This is a genomic window from Janthinobacterium sp. ROICE36 (assembly GCF_002869965.1).
GTDB lineage: Bacteria > Pseudomonadota > Gammaproteobacteria > Burkholderiales > Burkholderiaceae_D > Janthinobacterium.
Window position 1 is genome coordinate 1 of record NZ_PEBS01000074.1, and the last position, 25,896, is coordinate 25,896.

Consider the following 25,896-nt stretch of genomic DNA (forward strand, 5'->3'; position numbering starts at 1 on the left):
AATACAGCGCCTGGAAATCATCGTTCATGTTGGCCAGGATGGCATCGACCAGTACTCGCAATTTGCGCAAGGGATGCGCATCCGGGATGCGTTCCTCCAACGAGCGGTAACTGTACAGAGAGTGCTGTGTGACGTCGGTCTTGCGCATGATGGCGGTGGGAAAGTGGGGCTGATGAAACAACGTTTACCGGTCCGTGATGGTTGACGGGCACGGCGATTAATTCAACACCCTGTTAAGACAGCGCAGGACGACGCAAGTTCTGCCAGCGCCACAGACGGCAACGCCGTGCAGACACAGGCCCGCGCCAGCACGGCCTTGGCGCAGGCACGCGCAGAGCGGGCCGGACTCGAAACGCAGCTTGCCAACCAACTGGCGCAAAGCCAGCCTGGCGCAAACGGCGGCAATGGCATGCCGGCACCGCTGTATGCGAGCACCATCAATGCCAGCACGGCAGCGCACCTTGCCAAGGCTAGCACCGATATCGTCAGCATGATTTTGAGAAAGGGGCACTTGACCGATATGTGCATCACCTTCATCAATCATCCGAAGAAGTACGTGGAAATGTGGGAGCACTACAAGGAAGTGATGAACCAATGCAAGGAGGTACTGAGGGCGGACTTGCTCCCCGGTACTACTCAGCCATATAGCGTCACCATGCGCCTGCCCACGGATGACATGAGCCCCTTGCCTGATGCAGGGAACTGGGCGCCCATCCTTGTTCCAAAGAAACGCAAGTCAGGCGACAGCACAGCAGCGTCCGACAGCCGTCATGTCGAGGACTAGGCGCGATTGGCGGCACCAGCCGGACCTGCTTGCCTCGTCGCCAAGAGCTTGCACTTCCGGCTCCCGCGCACAGGCGAATAATATGCTTGCATCAGCACTTTCGCACGCGTTCCGCATATCGATATGCGTATCGATTCGTGGTCAAAACCGTGCGCGCGCCGTACTCTGGCCATGTCGCGCCGCACGGCGCATTACGGGCACAAAGGAAATAACATGGCTATCTCGGAAGTGAATGTACGCAACCAGTCTCGTGGCAAGATCAAGGAAATCATCTTTGGCCCCGTGGTCTCGGAAGTGGACGTGGAAACGCCGCACGGCATCGTCACCTCGGTGATCACCTCGCGCTCGATCAAGGACCTGGACTTGAAAGTGGGCAGCGAAGTCATCGCACTGGTGAAATCGACGGAAGTGTCGATCGCCAATATCCAGTAAGCGCCGCGCCGCCGCTGTTCATCCCGCCCCGCCAAGTGCGGGGCGTTTGCATTGCTGGCTAATCGCGGAACAAATACGTAAACGTGCGGCTGACGGGCAGCTTTTCCGTGCTGCCGCGCACCAGTACCTGCATGCGCTCGGCGTCGATGCGCTCGGCCGTCTCGATGGCTTTCACGTTGACCATGGTGCCGCGGTGAATTTGCCAGAATTGCTCCGGATCGAGGCCACCCAACAATCCTTCAGCGGCGTGCGCACCAGCGCTTCCGAGCCGGCCAGCACCACGCGCGTGTACTTGGTGTCGGCCTGGAAGAACAGCACGTCGTCGATGTCGATCAGGCGGATCTGCTTGCCCACGCTGGCCCTGATCCATTTCAGTTTTTCGCGCGGCGGCGCCGGCAGCGCGGCGCGCAGCGATTGCAGCAAGTGGGCCATGTCGGCCGGCTGGGCGCCGAGCTTGTCGCGCAGGCGGGCCAGCGCCCGCTGCAGACGCTCGGCCTGCACGGGTTTCAACAGATAATCGACGGCGCCCGCGTCGAAGGCATCGACGGCGTACTGGTCGTAGGCCGTGACAAACACCACGTGGGCGCGCTTGCCGATGCGCTCGGCCACTTCCAGGCCCGACAGGCCAGGCATGCGGATGTCGAGGAAGACCACGTCCGGCTCGTGCTCAAGGAAGCCGTCCCAGGCGTCGTTGCCGTTTTCCGCCACCAGCACGATGCGCGCCTCGGGCCAGGCCAGCGCCAGCATGGTTTGCAGGCGTTCGCGCATCAGCGGCTCGTCTTCGGCGATCAGGATGGTGGCGTTCATGCGGCAGCTGCTTTCAGGCTGGATGCCATTTTAAGGGGCAGCACTATTTCAGCGATCACGCCACCCTCTTCGCCGTCGCTCAGAGTGAGGCTGGAGGACGAATCAGACAGCAACAGCCGGCTGCGCACGTTTTCCAGGCCCAGGCCGCCGCCCGGCGCGCTGCCCGTGCCGCTTTCCGGCAAGCCCATGCCCGTATCTTGCACGCGCAGGCGCAGCATGCCGCCCACCCGCAGCGCCGACACGCAGATCTCGCCGCCGCGCAAGGCTGGCTCGATGCCATGCTTGATGGCGTTTTCCGCCAGTGTCAGCAAGATCATGCTGGGGATCATTGCCTGCGCAAGCGCGTCGGGCAAATCCAGGCTGAAGCGCAACCGCGCACCCATGCGCGCCTGCATCACGCGCAAATACGCGGCCACCATGTCGAACTCGCTTTGCAGCGGCACTTGCTCGCTGCGCATCTCGGCCAGGCTGGCGCGCAAAAAAGCGATCAGGTCGGCCGTCAGCGCCGCCGCCCTCGGCGCGCCATCGGCTCCCTGCTCGGCCAGCTGCTGCACCGCGCCCAGGGTATTGAACAGGAAATGCGGCTCGATCTGGGCGCGCAGCAACCGCAGCTGCGATTCGCTCAGTTCGCGCGCCAACCGGTCGCGCTCGGCATGCTGCTGCAGCTGCAAGGTCAGTGCTTCGTACTGCCGGTTGCGCCAGGTGGTCACGATCGCCAGCGGCACCATGTAAAACAAAGCTGCCACCAGCAAGGCGATGCCGCCCACGCGCAGCAATCGCTCGAAGGCCATGTCCATGGAACCGGTATCGCTCAGGCCGGCCAGCAGCACGCCAGCCGCTACCCCTGCCGCGCAGGTTGACACGATCAGCAAAAGCTTCTTGAACTTGTTGCGCACGGCACTGCGGTAATTGAACCAGACGCCCACCAGGCCCCACGCCAGCGCAAAGCCCATGCCGTTGCTGAAAGCCAGGGCTTTGAGCAATTCGAACCTGGCCGGCAGCAGCAGGTGCAGGGCGACGCCGATGGCGCTGAACAGCAGCATCAGCTTGAACGCGGCGATGTATAAACCGGCGCCGCGGTACTTGAGCAGGAAAGCGTGCAATTGCTGGCGTTCGATCGGCGTCAGCTTGACCAGCTTCATGGCGACGTAGCGGCGCACTCTTCCCTGGACCTGCGCCGCCATCTCGGGATGTTTCAGCACCCGCAGCGATTCTTCATCGATGCTGCGGTACCAGTGCGTATATTTTTTTAACACGATGCGTTCTCCGTGGTCTGTGATTCAGGCATGAACGCAGTCTACGGTACCCCTCTTGCAGGGCATAGCGCGGGGCGACGAAGCACGAAGGGACAGGCATCAACGACGAAGCGCGCGTTGCCTGCCAGACCATCGCTGCCAATCTTGCTGAAATAATACGAAGTTTCCATAACGAAATCAATAATGGCGCAACAATTTTCACCACGGCAAGAATAGCGCCTTTTATTTGCCTAATTGCCCCCAACGCCGCCTGTCGCGGGCCTGTACCGTAGACATCGCTTGATCTTTAATGGTATTGTTTAAGCTTGGCAAATATTGCCTCCGAGATACACGCCGCGTCCCCGCACGGCCCGCTTCCGGATTTTGCGCGCAGCGCCCTTGATGGCGCCCCAAAACTGCTTTACCACATACAATCCCATGCTCAAAAAAATGTTCGCCGCAGTGCTGATGACGCTTTCGACAGCGGCCATCGCCGTGCCTTTCGGTTCCCAGTCGATACTGGTGGTCGAGGATGGCACAGGCAAAATCTTGCTTGAAAAAAATTCCAACGTGGTGGTGCCCATCGCCTCGCTGACCAAGCTCATGACGGCCATGGTCGTGCTCGACTCCAAGCCCAATATGCAGGAAGAGATCAGCATCGACCGCGAGGATGTCGACACATTGAAACACAGCACCTCGCGCGTACCCGTGGGCGCCACATTGACGCGCCACGACGTGCTGCAACTGGCGCTGATGTCGTCCGACAACCGCGCCGCCGCCTCGCTGGCGCGCACCTTCCCCGGCGGCCCGACAGCGTTTGCCGTGGCCGTCAACGCCAAGATCAAGGCCCTGGGCATGCGCCAGACCGTCATCGAAGAACCGACGGGCTTGTCGCCGAACAACCAGTCGACGGCAGCGGACCTGGTGAAAATGGCCGTGGCCGCCTCGCGCTACCCGGAAATCAGCCGCATCACCACCGACTCGAAGGATGTGATCCAGATCAAGGGCCGCGACGTGGAATACCACAACACGAACCGCCTGGTGGGCGCCAAGGGCTGGGATATCGGCCTGTCGAAGACGGGCTACACGAATGAAGCGGGGCGCTGTCTGATCATGCGCATCAAGTCGGCCGGCAAGTTCGCCACCATGATCTTGCTCAACGCTCGCGCCAATTCCGTGCGCGCCATGGACGCCGTCAACATCCGCCGCATGCTGGCGGCCGAGAATGGCATCGAAGAGCCGAAAGTGATGCGCTCTTCCGTCAGCCGGCACAAGAAGGCGCCGGCGAAACCATCGAAACGCCGGCGCGCAAAATAATTATTTCGCTTGCCGGTTGGTCATCACCACGCCGGCTATCGTCACCGCGCCGCCCACCAGCATCGAGGCGAGCACGGGCTCGCCCAGCAGCGCCGCCGCCAGCCCGATGCCGAACACGGGCACGAGGTTGTTGAACACGGCCGTGCGCGACGGCCCCAGCGCTTTCACGCCCTCGTAATACCAGACAAAGCCGATCACCGTGCCGAACACGCCCAGGTAGCCGATGGCGGCCCACACTTGCCAGCCGAAGCTGTGCCACGGCACCGTCGGGAACTCCACCACCGCCCCCACCAGCAAAAACGCCAGGCCCCACATCGACGCATACGTGGTGGCGGCGATCGGGCTCAAGCCCTTCAGCGCCACCCTGCCGATCAGGGTATAGGCGGCCCAGCTGGAAATGCCGCAAAACATGAACACTTCGCCCATGCCGATGCCGCCGCCCGTGCCGTGCAGCACGCCGGCGATATCGCCGCGCGTGATGACAATGGCCGTGCCGCAAAACGCCAGCATGATGCCCAGCCACTTGAAGGAACCGAGCCGTTCGCGGAACAGCATGGCCGAGGCCAGCGCCGTGACGATGGGGTTCAGGGCCACGAACAGGGCCGTGCGCCCGGCCGGCATGTGCGACAGGGCCGCCAGGAAGCACAGGTTATATAGAAAAATGCCCGTCAGGCCCAGCGCCGCCGTCGTCGCCAGCTGCTTGCGGTCCAGGCGCGGCAAGCCCCCTTCCAGTTTCCATGCCAGCACGACGAGCAGCAGCACGGCCACGCCGAAGCGCCCGCTGGCAGCCGTCATGGGCGGCATCTGCTGCGCCAGCACGCGCCCGGCGATAAAGGTGCCGCCCCAGAACAGGGCGACGAAAATCAGTTTGATATACACGAGCGGCGATTGCGCGGAAGGCAGAGCGGCTGAAGGTAGGGCGGAAGTGCGCATGGAAAGTCCTATGATGTCGCTTGTACAGCGGACGCTGCACATATATATTAATACTAATATCAACTCATGAAATAATGAGCAAATACTCATAGGACAAAGAAACCACACCATGACCTTCACGCAGCTGGAAATTTTTACCTTGGTGGCCGAACTGCACGGCTTTTCCGCCGCCGCCGCGCAGCTGGGCATCAGCCAGTCGGCCGTCTCGCATGCGTTAAAAGCGCTGGAAAAGGAAATGGGCGTGGACCTGATCGTGCGCCACCAGGCCTCGGCCGAGCTGACTGACGTGGGCCGCCAGTTGCTGGTGCGCGCGCGCGAAATCCTCGGTCTGTCGGAAGCCATGCGCCAGGAAGCGGCCGACGTGCTGGGCCAGCGCCAGGGCAGCTTGCGCATCGGCTCCTTTGGCCCCACCTCGTCCCTGAATCTGCTGCCGGCCATCACGGCGCAATTTCGCCTGCGCTATCCGGGCATCGCCCTGCGCATCGACGAAGGCGCCGACCACGAGGTGGTGCAATGGATACGCGAACGCAGGGTCGATGTGGGCTTCGTCGTGCTGCCCGACGAGCGCTTCGACACGGCGCCGCTGGTGGAAGACCAGATGATGGCGCTGGTGCCGCGCAGCCATGCGCTGGCGCAATACCCGTCCATCACCCTGGCCCAATTGTGCGAAGGGCCGTTCATCATGTCCGAGGCGGGCTGCGCCTGCCTGATCGAGCCCCTGTTCGCCAACGCGGGGCTGCAGCCGCACGTGCCCTACCGCATCAGCCAGGTGATCACCATCCTCGACATGGTCAGCCGCGGCGACGGCCTGTCCATCGTGGCCGAACTGGCCCTGCCGCAGCGCCTGCACGAGCAGTATCCTGATTTGCTGGCCCTGCCCTTGAACCCGCCCGTCAGCCGCAAGGTGGGATTGGCCGTGCGCGACCGGCGCCAGAACACGCCGGCCACCAACGCTTTTTTTGCGGTGGCGCAACAGATGGCGCCGACCCTGGCGCCACGGCGCGCCTAGCAACTGCTAGAACGTCTCCCACTCCTCGCTGCGCTCCGGCTTGGCGGCGGACGTTTTTGCGGGATGGCTGGCGAGGCGCGGCGCGATGGCCGCGCGCACCACGGGTCTGGCCGGCGGCGGCACGGCGCCCCGCACTTCATCGAGCTTGAACACGCCCACCACCTGCGACAGCGTGCTGGCCTGGTCCTGCAGGCTTTCCGCCGCGGCCGCCGCCTCTTCCACCAGGGCCGCATTCTGCTGCGTCACCTGGTCCATTTGCGCGATCGCCTGATTCACCTGTTCGATGCCCGAGCTTTGTTCGACGCTGGCGGCCGTGATCTCGCCCATGATGTCGGTCACGCGGCGCACGCTGTCGACGATTTCCTGCATCGTCGCGCCAGCCTCGTCGACCAGGCGCGCGCCCGAATCGACCTTGGCCACCGAATCGTCGATCAGCAGCTTGATTTCCTTTGCTGCGCCAGCGGATCGTTGAGCCAGATTACGCACTTCCGTCGCCACCACGGCAAAGCCGCGTCCCTGCTCGCCCGCCCGCGCCGCTTCCACGGCCGCATTCAAGGCCAGGATATTGGTCTGGAAGGCGATGCCATCGATGACGCTGATGATGTCGACGATCTTCTTCGAAGAATCGTTGATCGAGGCCATGGTATCGACCACCTGCGCCACCACTTGCCCGCCCTTGCTGGCCACGCCGGACGCCGATTGCGCCATCTGGTTGGCCTGGCGCGCATTGTCCGCGTTCTGTTTCACGGTGCTGGTCAGTTCTTCCATCGAGGCGGCCGTTTCTTCCAGCGAGCTCGCTTGCTGCTCCGTGCGCGACGACAGGTCCTGGTTGCCGGCGGCGATTTCCATCGACGAGACCTTGACCGACTCGCTGGCCGTGCGGATTTTCACCAGCACGGCGGCGATCTTGTCGATGAAGCGGTTGAAGGCGCCGGCAATCTGCGCCAGTTCATCCACGCCGGAAGCGTCGAGGCGGCGCGTCAGATCGCCTTCGCCGGAGGCGATGTCGTCGAGCGCGTCGCGCACCAGTTCCAGGCGCTTGAGCATCTTGAACACCAGCAGCGACAGCAGCACCGCCGCCGCGCCGGCCAGCAGCACGGCTGTGACGGTCGCCGTCGTCAGCATTGTCTGCAAGGCTTGCATGGCTTCCTGCTGGTCGAGCACCACGGCCAGCAGCCAGTTTGTCCCCGCCACGCGCGTGACATACAGCATGCCGTCGCGCTCATTCAGGCGCACGGCCTCGCTCGTGCGCGTGCTTTCCAGGCGGTTGATCTGTGCGGCCGATAGCGTGGCATCGAATTTCGCCACCGGCTGCAGGCTCAGGTCCTTGTTCGCATGGGCGATGATGGTGCCTTCCTGGTCGACCAGGAAGGCAAAACTGTGCGGCGTCGGCTTGATCGCCACCACGTTGGCGATCACCGTGTCGAGCAGCACGTCCGCGCCCGCCACGCCCAACAGCGCCTCTTTCGGGCCGACGGGCGCCGTAAACGACACCACCAGCTTGTGGCTGGCCGCGTCTACATACGGCGGCGTCAGCATCGGCACGCCCGCCTTGATGGTGTCCGTGTACCAGGCGCGCGCGGTGGGATCGAAATCGGCCGGGCGCCCAGGATGGGTAAACACGGAGCGCTTGTCCGCGTAGCCGATGAACACTTCGGCAAAATCGCCGGCCTTTTCCGCGATCTGGAAAGCGCGCAGCGGATCGGGCGTCTCGGCCGACATGACGACGGAGGCCATGACCTTTTTCTTGCCATCGACCCATTGCGCCAGCACGGCCGACTGGCTGTGCAGCAGTTGCTGCATCTGCTGGTCGGCCGACGCCAGCATACTGCTGCGCGTGGTGATGTAATTAGCAACCGACAAGGCCAGCATGGACAGCACGACGATGCAAATGCATAGGAGCACCAGACGCGTGCGAAGGGAAGACAACATGATGTACTCCTCGTTTCAATGTTAATGGCGTGAAACAGTGCTTTTGCACTACTTTCTCTACGAAAGTATTTTCACACAAAAATCGGAACAATTTACATCAATATTCGGAATACAACACATATATTTCCATATGGAAACTCATCAAACCCGCTCCAGCCGTCAGCCGATCAGCCCCCTCAAGCCGCTGGCGCGCTGCGTGCGGCGCAAGATCGCATCGAACAGCACGGCTTGCGTGGGCGAGACGAGGGTAAAGAAGTCGCGCGCCCGCGTGATGCCCGTGTACACCAGTTCGCGCGCCAGCATGGCGCCGCCTTCCTGCGGCAGCACCAGCACCGTGTGGCGAAACTCCGAACCCTGCGACTTGTGCACCGTCATGGCAAACGCCGTCTCCACGTGGCGCAATCGCGTGGCCAGCACGCTGCGCACGTTCTCGCCTTCCAAAAAATACACGCGCAGGGAGCCGGGTCGTGCAGGGTCGCGCAGGGTCAGCCCGATGTCGCCATTGAACACGCCCGTGCCGTAGTCGTTGCGAGTGACCATCACGGGACGGCCCACATACCACTCGCTGCGGCGTATCAGCCCTTCCTTTTCCAGCCGCAGCTCGATGGCCGTGTTCAAGCCCGCCACGCCCCACTCGCCTTCGCGCACGGCGCACAGGATGCGGAACGCTTCAAAAGCGTGCAGCACGGCGCGCACCCAGTCGTCATGCCGCCCATACGCCGCTTCACCGGCATTCACCAGTTCCAGATAGGGCTGATAACCGCCCGGCGCGTCAAGCCGCCCGCGCAAGGCCAGGCGCAGCACGTCTTCCTGCTGCGCCGGCACGCTCCACGCCAGCTGGCCGCCGCTGTCGCTGGCGAAACACGCCTTGGCCAGATCGGGCCTGCCGCCATTCACGGCCAGCGCCAGTTCGCCGATCGGGCCACTGAAACGGTGGCTGTGGCGCAGCATCACCGTCTGCTGCGCCAGCGCGCCGGCCGCTCCTGCGAAGGCCGCTGGAATGGCCACGCCGCTGGCCGCCTGCGCATACGCGATAGTGGCTGGCGTGTAAGCGCCCGCCTGCGCGTCGTGGCACAAGTCGCCCAGCACGGCGCCCGCTTCCACCGATGCCAGTTGATCCTTGTCGCCCAGCAGGATCAAGATGGCCGTCGGCGGCAAGGCATCAAGCACCGAGGCCATCATCTCCAGGTGCACCATCGACGCTTCATCGACGATCAGCACATCGACGTCGAGCGGATTGCCCGCGTGGTGGGCAAAGGCGCGCGTATCGGGCCGCGCACCCAGCAAGCTATGCAGGGTGCGCGCCGCGCCCATGCGCCGCGCCAGTTCCAGCAGCGGCAGCGCTTCCCCGACCTTTTCCGCCAAGCCGCTCAAGGCCTTGTCGATCGACTGTTTCAGGCGCGCGGCCGCCTTACCCGTGGGGGCTGCCAGCGCGATGCGCAGCTGCTCCGGCTGCGGCGAGACGGCAAACAGCATGGTCAACAGGCTCGCCACCGTGTAGGTTTTCCCCGTGCCGGGGCCGCCCGTAATGATGGCCACCTTGCCGCGCAGGGCGATGGCGCACGCCACCTTTTGCCAGTCTGGCCCACCATCGTGGGTAGGCTGGTCGAACAGGATGTCCAGCCATTGCCGCAGCTGCGCCAGCGGCGGATAGCCCAAATCGCGCGCGCGGACGGCGATTTTCTCGCCCACCAGGGTCTCGTCGCGCCAGTAGCGGCGCAAATACAGACGGTCGCCATCGAGCACCAGCGGCTGGCGCACATCGTCCGCACCCACCCGCCACACCTGCGGCACGCCGGCCAGCAGCGCGCGCCAGCCCTCGACGCTGTCCGGCAGCGGACCGGAAACAGCCAGCACGGCATGCCACAGTTCCTCGCTCCAGCCCAGCAGCTGGGACGGTTCGCCGGCCAGCTCAAACAGCATCAGACAGCTGTGCCCCCGCCCTTCCAATTCGGACAGCACCACGCACGCCACGGCCACGGCGGCCGCATTCGGCGCCCCCTCGTCCAGGCTGGCGATAAAGCGGGCAAAGGCGGCGCTCAGGCGGCGCAGATGGCCCGCCTCGGCGACGCCGTCGACATGCGTCAACAAGGCGTCAAGGAACACGTCATGCTTCATGCTATTTCCACTTCTTCAGATAACAGTTGATCGAGGCCGTCCAGCAGTTCCAGCTGCGGTGCCAGCCAGTAGCAGCCATGCGTGTCCTCGTTCGCTATGCCGCGCAGGAACAGGAAGATGGCGCCGCCCAGGTGCTCGGCCGGGTCGTAGGCATCACCGAGCCGGCTTTTCAGCAGCCGGTGCAGGGCCAGCATGTAGATGGCGCCCTGGATATCGTAGCGGTGCTGCGCCATGCCGGCCGCCAGCGCTTGCGTGTGGTAGGCCGCGTCGTTGGCGCCCAGGGCATTCGACTTGTAGTCGAGTACCCAGTAGCGCCCATCGCGTTCGATGACCAGGTCGGCAAAGCCTTTCAACATGCCGTGCAACTGGCGTCGCGGCAGCACGGGGCGCGGCGCGCCATCGAGCAGCAAGCGCGTGCACAGCTGATCGAGCGCGCCGGTGGACAAATGCTCGCTGGGGAACCAGAATTCCATCTCGGATAGTGTGCTGTCCAACTGCGACAGCGACGCATCGAGCAGCGGCAGCGGCGTGATGGCGATTTCCCTGAGCCAGGCGATGGCGTCTTCCTGCCGGTGGCCCCAGCCCGCCCGTTCGCAGCGCGCGGCCAGGCGCGTAGCGAAATGTTCATCATTGACGCAGTCAAAACCTTCGCCGCCCATCCACTCCAGCTGCTCGTGCAGGAAATTGCCGGGCACGGAGCCGCGCGGGAAGCGGTGCCAGGGCGCGTCACCCGTCTGCAGCGGCGACATGGCCGCCATGCTGGTCCCTGCCCTGTCTTCCAGCAAAGTCTCTTCCAGCGCCCGCTGCGGCACGTGCGCGGCAGCCACGGCGCCGATCTGGCGCGTGAGTGATGTAAAACTGCCCACCGACCAGTCGCGCTCGAATTCGCCCACGAACACGGGGGCAGGACGCAGCTCGGGGCGCCGCTCGACGCGGTCCAGCAGCGTGCAGGCATCGGGCTGCGCCAGCGCGCTCACATAGATGGCGTCGCAACTGCCCACCACCTGCTGCCAGCGCAGCAGCAATTGGTCCGACGGCAGCTTGTCGCCGCCCGTCAGCAGGTAACCGAGCGCCGATTCATGCAAGGTATTCTCGCCGGCCTTGCGCGCCGCCTGGGCGGCCACGCCCAGCCACAGGAAATGGCGCGCGCGCGTCAGGGCCACGTACAGCAGGCGTAAGTCTTCCTCGATGCGCGCCGCTTCCACCGCCGCCATGGCCTCGTCGGACAGCGACAAGTCGAGGCGGCGCTCGCCATCTTCGCCCGCATACTCGAAGAAGCTGCGGTTGCGCTTATCCACCTTGCGCGCCGTCACGGCAAATGGCAGATACACGAGCGGGTATTCGAGGCCCTTGGATTTGTGCACGGTGATGACCTTGACCAGTTCCGCATCGCTTTCCAGGCGCAGCACGCGCTCGTCGCCGCCCTCGCCTTCGCCGGCGATCTGCTCGGCCAGCCAGCGTATCAGCGCCTGTTCGCCATCGAGCTGGCGGCTGGCCGATTGCAGCAGTTCGGCCAGGTGCAGCAGATTCGTCAGCCGCCGCTCGCCGCCCGTCTGCTGCAGCAGCATGGCGGGCAGTTGCAGTTCGTGGATGAAGCGGCGCAGCATGGCCAGCACGCCCTGGCGCTGCCAGATCAGGTGCAAGGCCTTCAGTTGCTCGACCCGGCGCTCCCATTCCAGTTCGTCGCTCGACAGGCGCGCCAGCTCGCCCAGCGACAGGCCGATGGTGCGCGTGGCAAACGCGGCGCGCGCCAGCCCTCCGTCAAGCGGGTTGGCCAGCGCCGCCAGCCAGCGCAGCACGTCTTGCGCCTCCTCGCTGTCGACGACGGAATCCTTGTCCGACAGGTAGACGCTGGCGACCCGGCGGCGCGCCAGCGCGCGGCGGATGGCCGCCGCTTCCTTGCGGTCGCGCACGAGCACGGCGACATCGGCCGGCTGCAGCCGCACAAGGCCGTCAGGGCCAGCGAAACCGGCTTGGCGATCGCCCAGCATGGCGACGATATGCTCGGCGCAATGCTGCGCGAAATACTCGCGGTAGCTGTCGCCGCGCAGTCCTTCATCGCTGGCGCAGGCGGCCAGCAGCGCCGGCAGCGGGCCGCTGGCGTTCACCAGGTGCTCGGCGCGGCCCTTGGCGTCAACCGCTTCGAACGGCAGCGGATTGTCGCCATTTTTACGATAGCGGAAGGCACCTGCCGGCACTTCAGCGCGCTCGGCATGCAGGAACAGCTGATTGACGGCCGCCACCAGTGGCGCCGTCGAGCGGTAGTTGGTGCCCAGCTGATAGTGGCGTCCTGCCGTGGCGCGGCGCGCCGCCAGATAGCTCTGGATATCGGCGCCGCGAAAGCCGTAGATCGACTGTTTCGGGTCGCCGATCAGGAACAGTCCTTGCGTTGGATCATTCTCGGCAATGCGGTATAACAAATTAAAGATCTGGTACTGTGCAGGCGCCGTATCCTGGAATTCATCGACCATCGCCAGCGGGTATTGATCGACGATGCGCTGGCGCAGGGCCGCGCCATTCTCGCCGGCCAGCGCGTCGTGCAAGCGCTGCAACATGTCGGCAAAGCCGAACTGGCGCGACTGGCGCTTCAATTGATCCATGCGCCGGGCGATGGCCGCCGCCGCATGCAGGTGCAGCTTGTGCGCCAGCGGCGTCAATGCCGCCAGGGCCATCCCCAATGCCTCGGTATGCGCGAAGCACTCGGGCACCTGCGCCGTGAAACTCTTGGCAAACGCATCCTCGATGCCGAACGGCGTCAAACGCTCCCACGCCTTGGCCGTGATGGCGGGCAGCAGCAAGAGCGGGTCTTGCGCCCAGCGGCGCAAGCCGTCGAACCACTTCGCCAGATTGTCCGGCTTCATCTTGACGCCGTTAAAACACTTGGGATTGGCGGCGCGCTGGCCATTGATCCAGGTGGCCATCTGCTCCGTGCGCTCGACCCAGCCCGCCTTCAGGGTGGCCAACTGCGCGACCAGCGCCCGCTGTTCGCGCGCGATCAGCGTCGACAACGGTTCCTCGTCCGCCATGCCCATGATGTCCGCACGGCGCGCCAGCTCGCGCGCGCCTTTTTTCAGCGCCCCAACGTCGGGCCAGCAGGCCAGCAGCACGTCGAGCGCCTGCGGCGGCAAGGGATAGACTTGCTGGCGCCAGTAATCGTGGGCCGCATCCTCGAACAGGGCTTGCTCGTCGCTGACCAGTTCTTCGTCAAACAGGCTGCCGCTGTCGAAGGCGTGCTCGCGCAGCATGCGCTGGCACCAGGCGTCGATGGTAAAGATGGCCGCTTCATCCATCGTCTCGGCGGCCAGCATCAGCCGGTGCGCGGCCTTTTGCCGTTCGCTCTCGTCCGGATAGGATTCCAGCAAGGCGTCGAGAAAGGGGTCGCTGCCGCCGGATTCAATGCCGAACTCGTGGCGAAAATAGGCGGCGGCCTCGATCAGCCGCTCGCGCACGCGGTTCGACAATTCGCGCGTGGCGGCGCGGGTGAACGTCATCACCAGGATGTCGGCCGGCAGCAGCGGGCGCGTGAAACGGCTGTCGTCGTCGCCATGCCCCAGCACGAGCCGCACGTACAGCGCGGCGATGGTCCAGGTTTTACCGGTGCCGGCAGACGCTTCGATCAGGCGCGAGCCGTGCAGCGGGAACGCCAGGGGCTTGAGCAGATGGCTCTTCATTGTTCTTCTCCCGCGCCGTCATCGGGCGCGCTAATCGGGTCGATCGTAATATGTTGCTGCAGCCAGTCGGCCAGCGGGCCATACAGCTCGCGCGTGCAGTCTTGCCATGCTTCCTCGGCGGCCAGCGCGGAAAACTCGGGCCACAGACGCGCCAGGCACAGTTCATCGCGCTCGCCCGCCATGTCAAAGCCGCCATCGTAGACGGCGCGCGGGTCGCCACCCTGCACCAGCGCCAGCCCCGTCTTGCACGCCGTGGGCAGTGGATGATTCATGCCTTCGCGCCACAGGGCCAGCAAAGTGGCCAGCGCCGTGCGCGACGTGGCCGGATCGAGCGGCGCCATGCTGACGATGGCGTCGCGCGCCACCAGGTAGCCGGTGACGGGAAACCCCAGGGCGGCGGCGGCCAGCTGGCGCAGCCACATCAGCATCAGCTTGTCGCCACGCGCGAGGCCGCTCTTGTCCGTCACCTTCGAGGAAATCTGCATCAGCCAGGCCGTATCGCGCCCGTTGCTGCATAATTTGTCGAGCCAGTCATCGATCTGCAACTCGCCAAACGGCAAATTGATGGCGCGCTTGTCGGCCGCCAGCGGGAACGAAGCGCGCAGCGATAGCCACGCGCTGCGCACAGGCACCAGGGCCTCGACCAGCTGCGCCTGCACCTGCTGGCCGATCAAGCCGATGGGCAGCACGCCTACACGCGCCAACTTCTCTGCGCGTGCTTCCAGGCTGGCGCGTACGTCACCCGCCGCTTCCACTGCGCCGCCATCGTCCAGCATGGTGTCTTCCAGCAGATAGCGTTCGAGCGCATTCAGGCCGAACGGTTCTTCATCCTCGCCCAGCATGGCCGCATCGGCGAAATACACGCTCAAGCGGCGGCGGAAAAAGTATTTGACGGGCTGGCGCAAAAAGCTGGCCAGCTCGCCCAGTTTCAAGCGCGTGCCGGGATCGAGCTCGTAAGGGCCCAGCGGCAGCACGGCGGCCTGCGCATCCGCATCCGCTGCATCGACATCGGTATGGACCACGCGCCATTCGCGCGCATAGGTCAGCAAGCCATCGGCCTCGAAATAGCGGCGGCTGAACGGCTGCAGCGCATGCTCGGTGGTGAGCGACGCCAGGTGCCGGTCCAGCGACCAGCCGGTAACCAGGTAATCGCGCAGCTGCGATACCAGCACGGACGGCGGCTGCTCGGAATTGTCGCGCACATTGCGCCCCACCCAGCTCACGTACAATTTATCGCGCGCGGCCAGCAAGGCTTCCAGCATCAGGTAGCGGTCATCGTCGCGGCGCGAGCGGTCGCCCGGGCGCGCCATGCCGGGCAGCGCCAGCAAGTCGAAATCGGCCTTCTGCGCGCGACGCGGGAAGTCGCCATCGTTCATGCCCAGCAGGCACATCACGCGAAACGGCACGGCGCGCATCGGCATCAAGGTGCAGAAGGTCACGCCACCGGAGACGAATTGATGGTTCAGGGTCGGCTCGTCCAAGGCGCCCAGCCACGCCACGCGCAGCACGGACAGCGGCAGCTGCTCGACAAAGCCCGCATGCTCGCAGGTTTCCAGCCAGCCCTGCAAGGCGCCTTCCAGCTGCGCCAGGGTCAAACGGTCGCCCTCGTCGTCGGCATCGAAAAAAGCCGCCAGCAGCGCGCGCGCCTGCACGCCCCATTCGGCTGGCGTGCGCGCGCCGGCCAGCACGCTGCGCCAGTGCAGCAGCGCCTCGACCAGTTGCGCCAGCGAGCCCGCCAGCGCCGCATCGAGGCCGCCCACTTCCGCGTACGGCTCGATGCCGCCAAAGCTGGCGCCACTGCCGCTGGCATAGCCGAGCAGCATGCGCCGCACGCCGAAAATCCACGCATTCTGTTCCCCGGCCGCGCCCAGCCCCAGGCCGGCGCGGTGCGCCTGGTCCAGGCCCCAGCGCACGCCCGCCCCTTCGATCCAGGCGCCCAGGGTGGCCAGGTCGTCCGGCTGCAGGCCGAAGCGGGTCGCCAGCGCGGGCACGTCGAGCAAGTCGCGCACTTCGCTCTGGCGGCAGCGCTGCTGCGGCAGTTGCAACAGCCACTCCAGCGCGACGAGCAGCGGGTTGACGCTGCGGTCCTTCACGTCGCCGATTTCGAACGGAATGAAACGCTCGTCATTGCGCCGGTACTGGCCGAAGACGGCGTGGATGGCGGCCGTGAAGGTGTCGATATCGGGCACCATCACCACCACGTCGCGCGGACGCAGGCCCGTTACGGCGCTGTGCGCGAACATGGCCAGCAGCTGGTCGTGCAGCACTTCCACTTCGCGCTGCACGCTGTGCGCCACGTGAAATTCAATCGAGCGGTCGCCGGCCTCGGGCGGCGTTTGCGCGTGCTCGGCCAGCGGGCGCAGTTCGCGGATGGCTACCTGCACCTGCTGCAGCAGGGTCTCGCCCGTTTCCTCGCCAAACAGGTCGATGCGCAGGCTGTCGTCGCGTCCTTCGGCTTGCGCGTGTTCGTCGAATTCGTCAAGCATGCGGATGAAATCGCGCCCTTGCCTGCCCCAGCTGGCCAGCAGCGGATGGCTGTGGGCATGCAGTTCTTCGAGCGGAATCTGCGCCAGGTCGCGGCCATTGCGCTGCCGCTGGCGCTTGTTTTCCGCGCGCAGCAAGTCGCGCCCGTCGATGATGTCGCCCCAGTAAAACTGGCAAGGGTTGGGCACGGCCAGCACCACCTGCGTGTGGCGCGCCAGCGCGGCCAGCGCCTGCAAGGTCTGATACGGCAGGGCCGATACGCCAAACAGCACCACGCGGCGCGGCAGCTTGCCGGCAGGCTGCTCGCCGGCGGCGATCGCCGCCAGGAAGGCGTCGTGGATGTCGGCACGGCCCGTCTCGCGCTCGAAGACGTCGACGTCCAGGCCCACGGCACGCCACAACTGCGCCTGCCAGCGCTGGTCTTCCTTCAAGGCGACGGCTACACCGCCCGCCGTGCGCAGCTGGTCGCGCCCCGCAGCCCAATCGGCCAGCCAGTCGGCGCGGTAGACCTGGTATTGGTCGAACAGGTCGGCCAGGCGCTCGGCCAGTTGCAGCCGGCGTTCACTATCGCCATCGGCAAGGAAGTAGCGCAGCGGCGCGAAGACCGGTTCGGCCAGCAAAGAGGGTAAAAGACGCATCAAACGCCAGGTCAGCGGGGATTTATCGAACGGCGACACGCGCGGGACGCGCTCGCGCCCCAGCATGCCCCGGTAGCTTTCCCACAGCAGGCGCGCCGGCAGGGCGATGCGCGTGGCGGCGCAGACGCCCATCTCCTCGGCCAGGGCGATCTTCAGCCATTCGGCCACGCCGTTCGACTGCACCAGGAAGATATCCGTTTCCAGGGGCGCCAGCGGATGCTGGCGCAGCCACTGGAAGACGGCGGCGCGCAGCTGTTCCAGCTGGTTGCCATGCAGGATGAGGAGGCCGGGCGTGACGGGAGTATGCATGCTGATCCGATGGGTTGCCGCGTCTCCGGCCCGGTGGCCGGAGACGTCAAACGCCTATTATCGCCGCTGCCTGCGTCAGGGGGCGTCGCTGGCGACAAATTCCAGTGAAATTTGTTCTGCCACCTGCGCCAGCGCCGGCTCCAGCGCCGCCAGCAAGGCGCGCGCCTGCTGCAGGTCACCGCCCAGGCGCAAGCGTTCGATCGACATGCACAGGCTGGCGAAAGCATGGGCACCCACGGCCAGCGCCGACGATTTGCTGCGGTGCCCCAGGTCGGCCAGGCGGCCCAGGTCTTGCAGCGCCATGGCCTGCTCCATTTCGGCGATCCCGTCGCGCGCCGTATCGAGAAACAGCTGGGTGTATTTGCGCATCTTCACGGCGTCATTGCTGAACGTCAGCGCCAGGGTGGCCAGGTCGAGGATGGCCGTGTCGCGCAATTCCAGCAAGGCAGCCGATGGCGGCGCTTTCGGCACTGCCGCCAAGCTGTCGCCCGCATGCGCACGGCCGATGCCGCCGCGCAGGCGCAACCATTTCGCCAGCAGGTGAAACAGCAGATTCGGGGCGATCGGCTTGGTCACGAATTCGTCCATGCCCGCCGCCAGGCAGCGGGCGCGGTCTTCGCTGCCCGCATTGGCCGTCATGGCGATCACCAGCAGGCCGCTGAGCTTCGGGTCGGCGCGGATGCGGCGCGTCGCCTCGAAGCCGTCCATCTCGGGCATCTGCACGTCCATCAGCACGCAGTCGTAGCGCTGGCGCGCCAGCAATTCCAGTGCTTCGCGGCCATTGCAGGCGACGCAGACCGTGGCGCCTGCATCCTCCAGCAATTCGCAGCCCACCTGCTGGCTGAAGACGTTATCTTCCACCAGCAGGATGGATGCGCCGCGGATCACCCCCAATACTTCGGGCTCCACCTCGGCGATGCGCTCGTCGCCCGCTTGCGTGCTTTTCTCCAGGCGCGCCGTGAACCAGAAGGTGCTGCCCTGGCCCGGCTGGCTGTACACGCCCACCTTGCCGTCCATGAGTTCAACCAGCTGCTTGCTGATCACCAGCCCCAGGCCGCTGCCGCCATACTTGCGCGTGGTCGAGGGGTCGGCCTGGTGGAAGGAGCGGAACAGTTGCGCCACCTCTTCCTGCTTCATGCCGATGCCGCGGTCCTGCACCTCGAAGCGCAGCATGGCGTGGCTGCCGCGCTCCTCTGACTGGCGCACGCGCACGATGATGCTGCCATTGTCGGAAAACTTGATGGCGTTGCTGGTCAGGTTCAGCAAGACCTGCTCCAGGCGCAGCGGATCGCCGCGCCAGCGCTGCGGCAGCTCGGCCGCGATATCGAACTGCAGCGCCAACCCCTTGACGGCGGCCGCATCACCGAGCTGGCTGGCGATGTTCGCCAGCAGGGTGTCGAGACGGAAGTCCAGCACTTCCAGTTCCAGCTTGCCTGCCTCGATCTTGGAAAAATCGAGGATGTCGTTGATCAGGCCCAGCAAATGCTGGCCCGAATGGAAGATTTTCTGCAGATAATCACGCTGGCGCGCGTCGGCCACCGATTTCAGCGCCAGGTGTGCCATGCCGATGATGCTGTTCATCGGCGTGCGGATTTCATGGCTCATGTTCGACAGGAAGTCGCTCTTGGCCTGACTGGCCGCGTCGGCCTCTTCCTTCAGGCGATGCAATTCCGTCACGTCGGTGGACAGGCCGATCAGGCCCGTGACGGGACCTGGCAAGCCCAGCGGCACCTTCACGCTCCACAGGTGATGCACCTGGCCCTGCGCATCGACGAAGCGCTCTTCGCCGACGAACTTGGCGCCGCTGTCGAAGACCTGGCGTTCGGTCAGCTGCGCAGCGGCGGCCGCATCGCCGAGCATCAACTCGCCATCCTGACGGCCGATCAACTGCTCCGCCGAGCGGCCCAGTATCTTCGCCGTGCGCGCATTCACGTAGCGGTAGCGCAGGTCAGCATCCTTCATGTAGACGTAGGCATCGACGCTGTCGAGTACCGTATCGAGCAGGGTACGCTGCTCCACCGCGTTACGGCGCGAACGGTACAGGGTAAAGATATAGCCATAAACGAGCAGGGTGCCGGCCACGCCGACGGCCAGCGCCAGCCACGGGAAATAGCGGTCGAAGGGGCTGTACAGTTCCGCCTTGCGCACGCGGAAATGGGCTTTCCAAAGGCCTCCCTGGTAAGCCACCGGCAGCACCTCGTCGAAATAAGCGGCATCGCTGCCCGGTTGCGGCGGCGCCGCCGCCAGGTCGCCATCGTCATTGAACAGCAGGCGGTCCTGCGGCGTGACGCGCCATACCCCATCGGCAGGCAGAGGGTCAGCGGCGCTGTACAGGGTCAGGTGCAGCGGCTCCAGGGCGCTGTGTTCGAGCGCGCTGTGCACCAGCTGCGCCACGCCAAAGCCGATGCCCACGGAGCCCTGGTAGGCGGCGCGGCGCTCGGCCACGCTGCCTTGTGGCATGCCATTGCGGTACACGGGCAAGCGCATGCCCAGGCCCACATGCGCGGGCGGCCCCTTGATCATGATCACCTGCCCCGAGGCGCTCACTTCGCCGCTGTCGCGCGCCTGCGCCAGGGCTTGCGCCACCAGCGGGTTGGCGCCGATATCGACGCCCATGCGTTCGGCCAGCAGGGAATCGGGTTCCAGGTAAGTGAGCACCGTGTATTCCGGCCGCTCGCCGGCCGGCCGGATGGTGAATGCAGGATAGCCGCGCGACGCCAGGCCGGTGTCACGGCGCACATCGGCGACATAGGCCGCGCGCTGCGCCTGCGTCAGCGCCACCGCATAATTGACCGATTCGATGGCGGGGAACTGGCGCACGATATCGAGGCCGGCCACGTAATCATGGAACTGGCGTCGCGTCAGCTGCTCGCTGGTGCGAAACAGCGCTTCGAGGCCACGCAGCAAGTCGGAATAACTTTTTACGCGCGTGGCCAGGCTATGCTGGGCGCCGTACGTGAGATTGTCGAAACGCTGTTCGGCGTCGTCATTGACCGTGCGCGCCGCGCCCGCATACAGGGCGCCGCCCACCGCCAACGCCAGCAGCAGGCCACCCGCCCAGATCCTGATGCCCGCTACCATCCCGCCCTTGCTCAAAGTGTGCATTGTCAATCGCTTATTCCGGTTCCTCGAATGTGCGGCACAGGCCACCCGACAGGTACGAGGATACTGTCAAAGCCCTTGCCCGACGCGCTTGTGGAAGAAAAAAAGCGCGCACTATGGTTGCACTGGAAAACACCCAACGCCTATGCCGCCTGCAGCGCCCCGGCCAGGAAGTCGCAAAAGGCGCGCACTTTTTCCTGCACGTGGCGTCCATCGGGCATCAACGCATACACGCCGCGCCTGGCCATGCCATGCAACGGCAGCACGCGCACCAGGGTGCCGCTGGCCAGCAGGGGCGCGGCGACGAAGGACGGCAGCGCGCCCACGCCGATGCCCGCCACCAGCATATCGGCCAGCAGCAGGCTGCTGTCGGCGGAAAAGCGCACGGGCAGGACGATGCTGCTCGCCCCTTCCGGGCCGGCCAGCTGCCAGATGCCGGGACTGTCGGCCAGGCGGTAGGCCAGGCAATCGTGGCCGTGCAAATCCTGCGCCTGCCGGGGCGTGCCGCGCCGCGCCAGGTAGGCGGGCGCCGCGCAGATCATCTGCTCGACATCGCCCAGGCGGCGCGCCACCAGGGTCGAATCGGCCAGCGCGGCGCGGATGCGCAACGACACGTCATAGCCCTCGGCCACCACGTCGCGCAGGCGGTCGTCCAGGGTCATTTCAATGTTGACTTGCGGATAGCGGGCCATGAAGTCCGGCAACAGCGGCGACAGCACTTTCAGGCCAAACGACAGTGGCGCATTCACGCGCAGCCGCCCCGCCACCTTGCCAGCGCAGCCGCGCGTGGTCAGTTCCAGCGCATCGACTTCGTCGAGCAGGCGGCAGCATTCAATATAGTAGGCGCGTCCGCCGTCCGACAGGCTCATGCGCCGCGTGGTGCGCACCAGCAGCACGGTGCCCAGGCGCGCCTCCAGCTGGCGCACCTGCTTGCTGATGGCCGCCGCCGACTGGTTCAGGTCCTGCGCCGCCTTGCTGAAGCTGTCGCGTTCGACCACCTTGCGAAACACGCGCATATGCGCCAGGACATCCATGATTTTTTCCCTACAGTTGAATATCTTATTATTTTATCGCTGATTATCATACAAATAAAAAACAATATGATGGTGACTTCTTCATTCATGTCACGCAAGGACTACCGCATGTTCAAACCATCTGCCACCCTGACTACCCTGCTGCTGGCGCTGCTGGCAGGAACGACGCAGGCCGCCGCCCCGCCTGAAGTGGGTATCAGCCCCTGGGGCCCGAAAGACGAGATCGGCCGCCTGAACCTGATGACGCCGGCCTCGCGCGCCGCCATCCTGGCGCGCATCGACGGCGGCAAAAGCTATGACCTGGCCGTCGATTTCCATATCGGCATGCCCAGCTGGCAAGCGGCCGGCGATCCGCCCTACCAGATGTGGATGACGCACACGCCGAAGGGCAATGTGGTGGCAGACTCGATGCAGGTGGGTGAACAGATGAACCGCCACGTCAGTTACACGGGGTCGGCCGTGTCCATGTATGCGCACATGGGCACGCATATCGACGCCCTCAACCACTTTGGCTTGAACGGCAAGATCTGGAACGGATTTACGCAAGAACACTACCTGGGCGACCGTGGCTGGACCGTGACGGGCGCGGAAAAACTGCCGCCCATCGTCGCGCGCGGCGTGCTGATCGACGTGGCCGTGGCCAAGGGACTGTCACAGCTGCCCGACAGTTACCGGGTCACGCGGCAAGACTTGCGCGCGGCGCTGGCCCAGCAGAAGATCGCACTGGAAAAGGGTGACGTGGTGCTGATACGCACGGGCCGCATGCAGCACTATGCGCAAGCGCAAGCGTACATGGCGAATCCGCCCGGCCTGTCGCTCGATGCGGCGGCATTCCTCGTGGAAGATGGCGGCGCCATGGTGGTAGGGGCGGACAACCTCAGTTTCGAGGCGTTTCCCTCCGAAGTGGCGGGCAATTACCTGCCCGTGCACACCTATCTGCTGGCGCAGCAGGGCACGCCCATCCTGGAACTGGTCGACCTGGAAGCCTTGTCGCGCGACAAGGTCTACCAGTTTGCCTTCATCGGCGCCTCCTTGAAATTCCGTGGCGGCGACGCGGCGCCCATCCGTCCCGTGGCGCTGCCGATACGCTAGCGTCCGACGGCGGCCAGCAAGGTGTCGGCGCCATGCTCATCCCAGGCATCGGCGCAGCGCACCACCTCACCCACGACGATGATGCTGGGACTGCCCAGGCCGCTGGTCAGCACATCGTGCGGCAAGGCGTGCAAAGTACTCAGCAACTGGCGTTGCGCCGGCAGGCTGGCCGATTGCACCACGGCCACGGGCGTGCCGGCCGCCATGCCGCCGGCCAGCAAGCCCGCCTGGATGGCCGCCACCCGCGCCACGCCCATATAGATGACCAGGGTCAGGCCGCTTTGCGCCAATGCCGCCCAGTTCGGCTCCGAGGCGCTATCCTTGCCATGGCCCGTGACGAAGATCGCGCCCTGGCTCCAGCTGCGGTGCGTCAGCGGTACGCCGATGGCCATTGGTGCCGCCAGGCCGCTGCTGATGCCGGGTATCACCTCGACGGCCACGCCGTGGCTGCGCAGGTAGGCGCGCTCTTCGCCGCCGCGCCCGAACAAATACGGATCGCCCCCCTTCAGGCGCACCACGTGCAGGCCGGCGCGGGCTTCAGCCAGCATCAGGCGTTCGATGAAGGCTTGCGGCGTGGACGCGCAGCCGCCCCGCTTGCCCACCTCGACCACGCGCACCCCGGGCGCCGCATGCGCGAGGATGGCCGGGTTGACGAGGTCGTCGATCAGCACCACGTCGGCCCGTGCGATGGCCTTTGCTGCCTTGATGGTCAGCAGGTCCGGGTCGCCGGGACCGGCGCCGACCAGGGTCACGCTTCCTTGTTGTGCCATGATGAAATCTCCCATTAAAAAAAGTGGCCGATGGCAAACGACGCCGCGTACGCTTCCGGCGCGCTGCCATCCCACACGACGCCGTCGCACAGGGTCGAATGGCGCATGGCGGATGCCGGCAAGGGCGTGGCCGTCATTTCCGCCGCCTGGCGATACAGGTCGAGGCGATTGACTTGCCTGGCCACCGCCAGGTAATCGGGTTCGTCGCGCAGCAAGCCCCAGCGCCGGTGCTGGGTCATGAACCACATGCCGTCAGACAGGTAGGGGAAGTTGACGGCGCCGTCCCGGTAAAACTTCAAACCGTGCGCCTCGTCCCAGGTCTTGCCCAGGCCATCCTGATAATGGCCGAGAATGCGCGGCGCCAGCGTTTCCTGCGGCGTATTCAGATAAGCGGGCTCGGCCAGGGTGGTCGCCATGGCCAGCCGGTTGGCGTCGCTGGCGTCGATCCAGCGGCCCGCCTCGAGCACGGCGGCGATCAGGGCGCGGCAGCTATTCGGATGCTGCTGCGCAAACGCGGCGCTGGTGCCCAGCACCTTGCCCGGATGGTCGGGCCAGATGGCGCCGCTGGTGGTGGCCGTCACACCCACGCCATCGACGATGGCCTTGTAGCCCCACGGTTCGCCCGCGCAAAAGCCATCCATCTGGCCCGCGCGCAAGGCTGCCACCATCTGCGATGGCGGCACCGTCATCACGCGCGCGTCGCGCAGCGGATCGATGCCATGCGCGGCCAACCAGTATTGCAGCAGCATCGCGTGGTTGCCGGTCGGGAAAGTATGCGCAAACGCAAATGGCCGCGCCGCCGCGCGCATGTGACGCGCCAGTGTGGGACCATCGTGGGCGCCCTCGCGTGCCAGCGCCGCCGACACGGTGACGGCCTGGCCGCTGTGATTAAGATTCATCAATATGGCCATGTCGTGCTGTTGACCGCCTATGCCCATCTGCACGCCATACACGAGACCGTACAACACGTGGGCGGCGTGGAGTTCGCCCTTATTCAATTTGTCGCGCACGCCGGCCCACGACATCTCCCGGCTCAATTCGATCTTGATACCATATTTCTCGTCCAGGCCCAGCTTTGAGGCCATCACCAGCGAGGCGCAATCGCTCAGCGGCAGGTAGCCGATGCGTAGCGTCTGTTTTTCCGGCTGCAGGGACCGCATCACCTGGGCATGGGCGCCCGCTTGCTCTGTCATACCATTCCTTGCTGATAAGTACTGTTATTCCGCGCCACTGTGGGCAAGGCTCTCCCCGTCCAGCAGCAAGGAACGTGCCCGTGCATGCCCGGTTCATGGAGGATGGAAACGCACCGGAATGGTGCGCTGCACCAGCATGTGTCAGGAAATGGACGCTTCATCCCAGCAAGTCCTCCACATCGAGGATGCGTTGGGCAATGTCCGCCAGTTTCAGCTTTTTATTCATGGCCATGCTGCGCAGCCGCTGGTAAGCCTGCTCTTCCGTCAAGCCATGATGCGTCATCAACAAGCCCTTGGCCCGTTCGACCACCTTGCGCTCAAACAACTTGTGCCGCGTGTCGAGCAATTCGGCGCGCAATTTTTCTTCCTGGCGGAAGCGCGCCAGCGCCACGTTCAGGACGGGCAAGATGCGCTCGGCCTGCAAGCCGGCGACGATATAGGCGGACACGCCGGCCGCCATGGCCGCGTCGATGCTGGCCGTTGCGCCGTCTTCCGTAAACAGCACGATGGGACGGCGCTCGTCGCGCGTGGCGATGACGATGTGTTCAAGCACATCGCGCGCATCCGATTCCGCGTCGATGATGATGAGGTCGGGCTGCAGTTGCGCGATGCGTTCAGGAAGGTAGAGGTCGGCTGGCAGGGAGGCGACGATGTCAAAGCCCGATTCCAGCAAGCCGATGCGCAAGGCATTGTCGCGCAGCACTTGGGCAGCCAATGCCGCATTCTCGTGCACGCCGTGCTCGACAATAGTGTTGACGACAACAATGCGCAAAGGCTGGGTACGGCTGGACGTCATGGGAGCAATCTGCAATGGCTAAATAATTAACCATTGCAGTAAGCAAGAAGCGAACCAGACAGTTTTACTTCAAGGTCGGCATGGCAAATTCGGCGCCTGCAGCTGTCGAGGCGGGCCAGCGCTGCGTGACGGCCTTCTGCTTGGTGTAGAAACGCACCGATTCCGGGCCATGCGCGTGGTGGTCGCCAAACAGGCTGCGCTTCCAGCCACCGAAGCTGTGGAAAGCCATCGGCACGGGAA

General features: G+C 65.0%; 18 protein-coding genes and 2 pseudogenes. 5 read left to right on the forward strand and 15 right to left on the reverse strand.

Going from position 1 to position 25,896, the window contains the following annotated elements; translation table 11 throughout:
• Positions 1 to 148: pseudogene (locus tag CSZ94_RS28925) on the reverse strand (IS5/IS1182 family transposase); the annotation flags it as partial.
• Between the two features lie 138 nt (positions 149 to 286).
• Here CSZ94_RS28925 and CSZ94_RS22645 point away from each other — a divergent pair.
• Positions 287 to 784, forward strand: coding sequence for a hypothetical protein (locus CSZ94_RS22645; RefSeq protein WP_102123588.1), 498 nt, complete (start codon positions 287 to 289; stop codon positions 782 to 784).
• A gap of 213 nt (positions 785 to 997) precedes the next feature.
• Positions 998 to 1,216, forward strand: a complete 219-nt coding sequence (locus CSZ94_RS22650; RefSeq protein ID WP_102123589.1) for a TOBE domain-containing protein — start codon at positions 998 to 1,000, stop codon at positions 1,214 to 1,216.
• A gap of 58 nt (positions 1,217 to 1,274) precedes the next feature.
• Here the strand turns inward: CSZ94_RS22650 and CSZ94_RS29230 are convergent, their stop codons facing one another.
• Genes CSZ94_RS29230 through CSZ94_RS22660 form a run of 3 tightly spaced genes read right to left on the reverse strand, consistent with a single transcriptional unit; the run spans position 1,275 to position 3,279 of the window.
• Positions 1,275 to 1,400: a hypothetical protein gene (locus tag CSZ94_RS29230; protein WP_308410595.1), complete on the reverse strand. Its 126-nt coding sequence runs from the start codon at positions 1,398 to 1,400 to the stop codon at positions 1,275 to 1,277.
• Positions 1,388 to 2,023 carry a LytR/AlgR family response regulator transcription factor gene (locus CSZ94_RS22655; protein ID WP_308410596.1) on the reverse strand — a complete coding sequence of 212 codons (636 nt, stop codon included), beginning with the start codon at positions 2,021 to 2,023 and terminating at the stop codon, positions 1,388 to 1,390. The genes CSZ94_RS29230 and CSZ94_RS22655 overlap by 13 nt, the downstream gene beginning before the upstream one ends.
• Complete coding sequence (locus CSZ94_RS22660) at positions 2,020 to 3,279, reverse strand: sensor histidine kinase (RefSeq protein ID WP_102123590.1); 1,260 nt, start codon at positions 3,277 to 3,279, stop codon at positions 2,020 to 2,022. The genes CSZ94_RS22655 and CSZ94_RS22660 overlap by 4 nt, the downstream gene beginning before the upstream one ends.
• Positions 3,280 to 3,696: 417 nt before the next feature.
• Between CSZ94_RS22660 and CSZ94_RS22665 the strand changes: the two genes are divergently transcribed.
• Entirely contained in the window at positions 3,697 to 4,575 is an 879-nt protein-coding gene (locus tag CSZ94_RS22665; RefSeq protein WP_102123591.1) for a serine hydrolase, read from the forward strand.
• Here CSZ94_RS22665 and CSZ94_RS22670 read toward each other — a convergent pair whose 3' ends face one another.
• The gene (locus CSZ94_RS22670; protein WP_102123592.1) at positions 4,576 to 5,508 is read right to left on the reverse strand and encodes a DMT family transporter; all 933 of its coding nucleotides are present in this window, start codon (positions 5,506 to 5,508) and stop codon (positions 4,576 to 4,578) included.
• A 109-nt stretch (positions 5,509 to 5,617) separates the two neighbouring features.
• Here CSZ94_RS22670 and CSZ94_RS22675 point away from each other — a divergent pair, with 109 nt between their 5' ends.
• Positions 5,618 to 6,517, forward strand: coding sequence for a LysR family transcriptional regulator (locus tag CSZ94_RS22675; protein ID WP_102123593.1), 900 nt, complete (start codon positions 5,618 to 5,620; stop codon positions 6,515 to 6,517).
• Between the two features lie 6 nt (positions 6,518 to 6,523).
• On the opposite strand, the gene CSZ94_RS22680 is transcribed toward CSZ94_RS22675, so the two are convergent.
• From CSZ94_RS22680 to CSZ94_RS22705, 6 genes are all read right to left on the reverse strand, one after another.
• The gene (locus CSZ94_RS22680) at positions 6,524 to 8,449 is read right to left on the reverse strand and encodes a methyl-accepting chemotaxis protein (protein ID WP_102123594.1); all 1,926 of its coding nucleotides are present in this window, start codon (positions 8,447 to 8,449) and stop codon (positions 6,524 to 6,526) included.
• Between the two features lie 159 nt (positions 8,450 to 8,608).
• Positions 8,609 to 10,567, reverse strand: a complete 1,959-nt coding sequence (recD, locus tag CSZ94_RS22685; protein ID WP_102123595.1) for an exodeoxyribonuclease V subunit alpha — start codon at positions 10,565 to 10,567, stop codon at positions 8,609 to 8,611.
• A complete protein-coding gene (recB, locus tag CSZ94_RS22690) occupies positions 10,564 to 14,238 on the reverse strand; it encodes an exodeoxyribonuclease V subunit beta (protein ID WP_102123596.1) in 3,675 nt (1,224 codons plus the stop codon). Before recB ends, recD begins: the two co-directional genes overlap by 4 nt.
• Positions 14,235 to 17,669 carry an exodeoxyribonuclease V subunit gamma gene (gene recC / locus CSZ94_RS22695; protein ID WP_102123597.1) on the reverse strand — a complete coding sequence of 1,145 codons (3,435 nt, stop codon included), beginning with the start codon at positions 17,667 to 17,669 and terminating at the stop codon, positions 14,235 to 14,237. Before recC ends, recB begins: the two co-directional genes overlap by 4 nt.
• A gap of 75 nt (positions 17,670 to 17,744) precedes the next feature.
• Entirely contained in the window at positions 17,745 to 20,774 is a 3,030-nt protein-coding gene (locus CSZ94_RS22700; RefSeq protein ID WP_102123598.1) for a CHASE domain-containing protein, read from the reverse strand.
• Positions 20,775 to 20,914: 140 nt separating this feature from the next.
• Positions 20,915 to 21,805, reverse strand: a complete 891-nt coding sequence (locus tag CSZ94_RS22705; RefSeq protein ID WP_102123599.1) for a LysR family transcriptional regulator — start codon at positions 21,803 to 21,805, stop codon at positions 20,915 to 20,917.
• 108 nt (positions 21,806 to 21,913) lie between these two features.
• On the opposite strand from CSZ94_RS22705, the gene CSZ94_RS22710 reads away from it, so the two are divergent.
• Positions 21,914 to 22,897, forward strand: a complete 984-nt coding sequence (locus CSZ94_RS22710) for a cyclase family protein (RefSeq protein ID WP_102123600.1) — start codon at positions 21,914 to 21,916, stop codon at positions 22,895 to 22,897.
• Here CSZ94_RS22710 and cobA read toward each other — a convergent pair.
• From cobA to CSZ94_RS28930, 4 genes and pseudogenes are all read right to left on the reverse strand, one after another.
• Positions 22,894 to 23,667 (reverse strand): uroporphyrinogen-III C-methyltransferase, encoded by a 774-nt coding sequence (cobA, locus tag CSZ94_RS22715; RefSeq protein ID WP_102123603.1) that lies wholly within the window; start codon positions 23,665 to 23,667, stop codon positions 22,894 to 22,896. The genes CSZ94_RS22710 and cobA overlap by 4 nt on opposite strands.
• A 14-nt stretch (positions 23,668 to 23,681) precedes the next feature.
• Complete coding sequence (locus CSZ94_RS22720; protein WP_102123601.1) at positions 23,682 to 24,860, reverse strand: CmpA/NrtA family ABC transporter substrate-binding protein; 1,179 nt, start codon at positions 24,858 to 24,860, stop codon at positions 23,682 to 23,684.
• 157 nt (positions 24,861 to 25,017) lie between these two features.
• Entirely contained in the window at positions 25,018 to 25,656 is a 639-nt protein-coding gene (locus tag CSZ94_RS22725; RefSeq protein WP_102123602.1) for an ANTAR domain-containing response regulator, read from the reverse strand.
• A gap of 64 nt (positions 25,657 to 25,720) precedes the next feature.
• Positions 25,721 to 25,896 (reverse strand): annotated as a pseudogene (locus CSZ94_RS28930) (methylmalonate-semialdehyde dehydrogenase (CoA acylating)); the annotation flags it as partial.

What these genes read in the sequence shown, in the direction of transcription:
- CSZ94_RS22650 (WP_102123589.1), top strand. Translation starts at nt 998, where the DNA reads ATGGCTATCTCGGAAGTGAATGTACGCAACCAGTCTCGTGGCAAGATC.
- recB (WP_102123596.1), bottom strand. Translation starts at nt 14,238, where the DNA reads ATGAAGAGCCATCTGCTCAAGCCCCTGGCGTTCCCGCTGCACGGCTCG.
- CSZ94_RS22720 (WP_102123601.1), bottom strand. Translation starts at nt 24,860, where the DNA reads ATGACAGAGCAAGCGGGCGCCCATGCCCAGGTGATGCGGTCCCTGCAG.
- CSZ94_RS22655 (WP_308410596.1), bottom strand. Translation starts at nt 2,023, where the DNA reads ATGAACGCCACCATCCTGATCGCCGAAGACGAGCCGCTGATGCGCGAA.
- CSZ94_RS22705 (WP_102123599.1), bottom strand. Translation starts at nt 21,805, where the DNA reads ATGGATGTCCTGGCGCATATGCGCGTGTTTCGCAAGGTGGTCGAACGC.
- recC (WP_102123597.1), bottom strand. Translation starts at nt 17,669, where the DNA reads ATGCATACTCCCGTCACGCCCGGCCTCCTCATCCTGCATGGCAACCAG.
- CSZ94_RS22710 (WP_102123600.1), top strand. Translation starts at nt 21,914, where the DNA reads ATGTTCAAACCATCTGCCACCCTGACTACCCTGCTGCTGGCGCTGCTG.
- CSZ94_RS22725 (WP_102123602.1), bottom strand. Translation starts at nt 25,656, where the DNA reads ATGACGTCCAGCCGTACCCAGCCTTTGCGCATTGTTGTCGTCAACACT.
- CSZ94_RS22700 (WP_102123598.1), bottom strand. Translation starts at nt 20,774, where the DNA reads ATGCACACTTTGAGCAAGGGCGGGATGGTAGCGGGCATCAGGATCTGG.
- CSZ94_RS22670 (WP_102123592.1), bottom strand. Translation starts at nt 5,508, where the DNA reads ATGCGCACTTCCGCCCTACCTTCAGCCGCTCTGCCTTCCGCGCAATCG.
- recD (WP_102123595.1), bottom strand. Translation starts at nt 10,567, where the DNA reads ATGAAGCATGACGTGTTCCTTGACGCCTTGTTGACGCATGTCGACGGC.
- CSZ94_RS29230 (WP_308410595.1), bottom strand. Translation starts at nt 1,400, where the DNA reads ATGGTCAACGTGAAAGCCATCGAGACGGCCGAGCGCATCGACGCCGAG.
- CSZ94_RS22680 (WP_102123594.1), bottom strand. Translation starts at nt 8,449, where the DNA reads ATGTTGTCTTCCCTTCGCACGCGTCTGGTGCTCCTATGCATTTGCATC.
- CSZ94_RS22665 (WP_102123591.1), top strand. Translation starts at nt 3,697, where the DNA reads ATGCTCAAAAAAATGTTCGCCGCAGTGCTGATGACGCTTTCGACAGCG.
- cobA (WP_102123603.1), bottom strand. Translation starts at nt 23,667, where the DNA reads ATGGCACAACAAGGAAGCGTGACCCTGGTCGGCGCCGGTCCCGGCGAC.
- CSZ94_RS22675 (WP_102123593.1), top strand. Translation starts at nt 5,618, where the DNA reads ATGACCTTCACGCAGCTGGAAATTTTTACCTTGGTGGCCGAACTGCAC.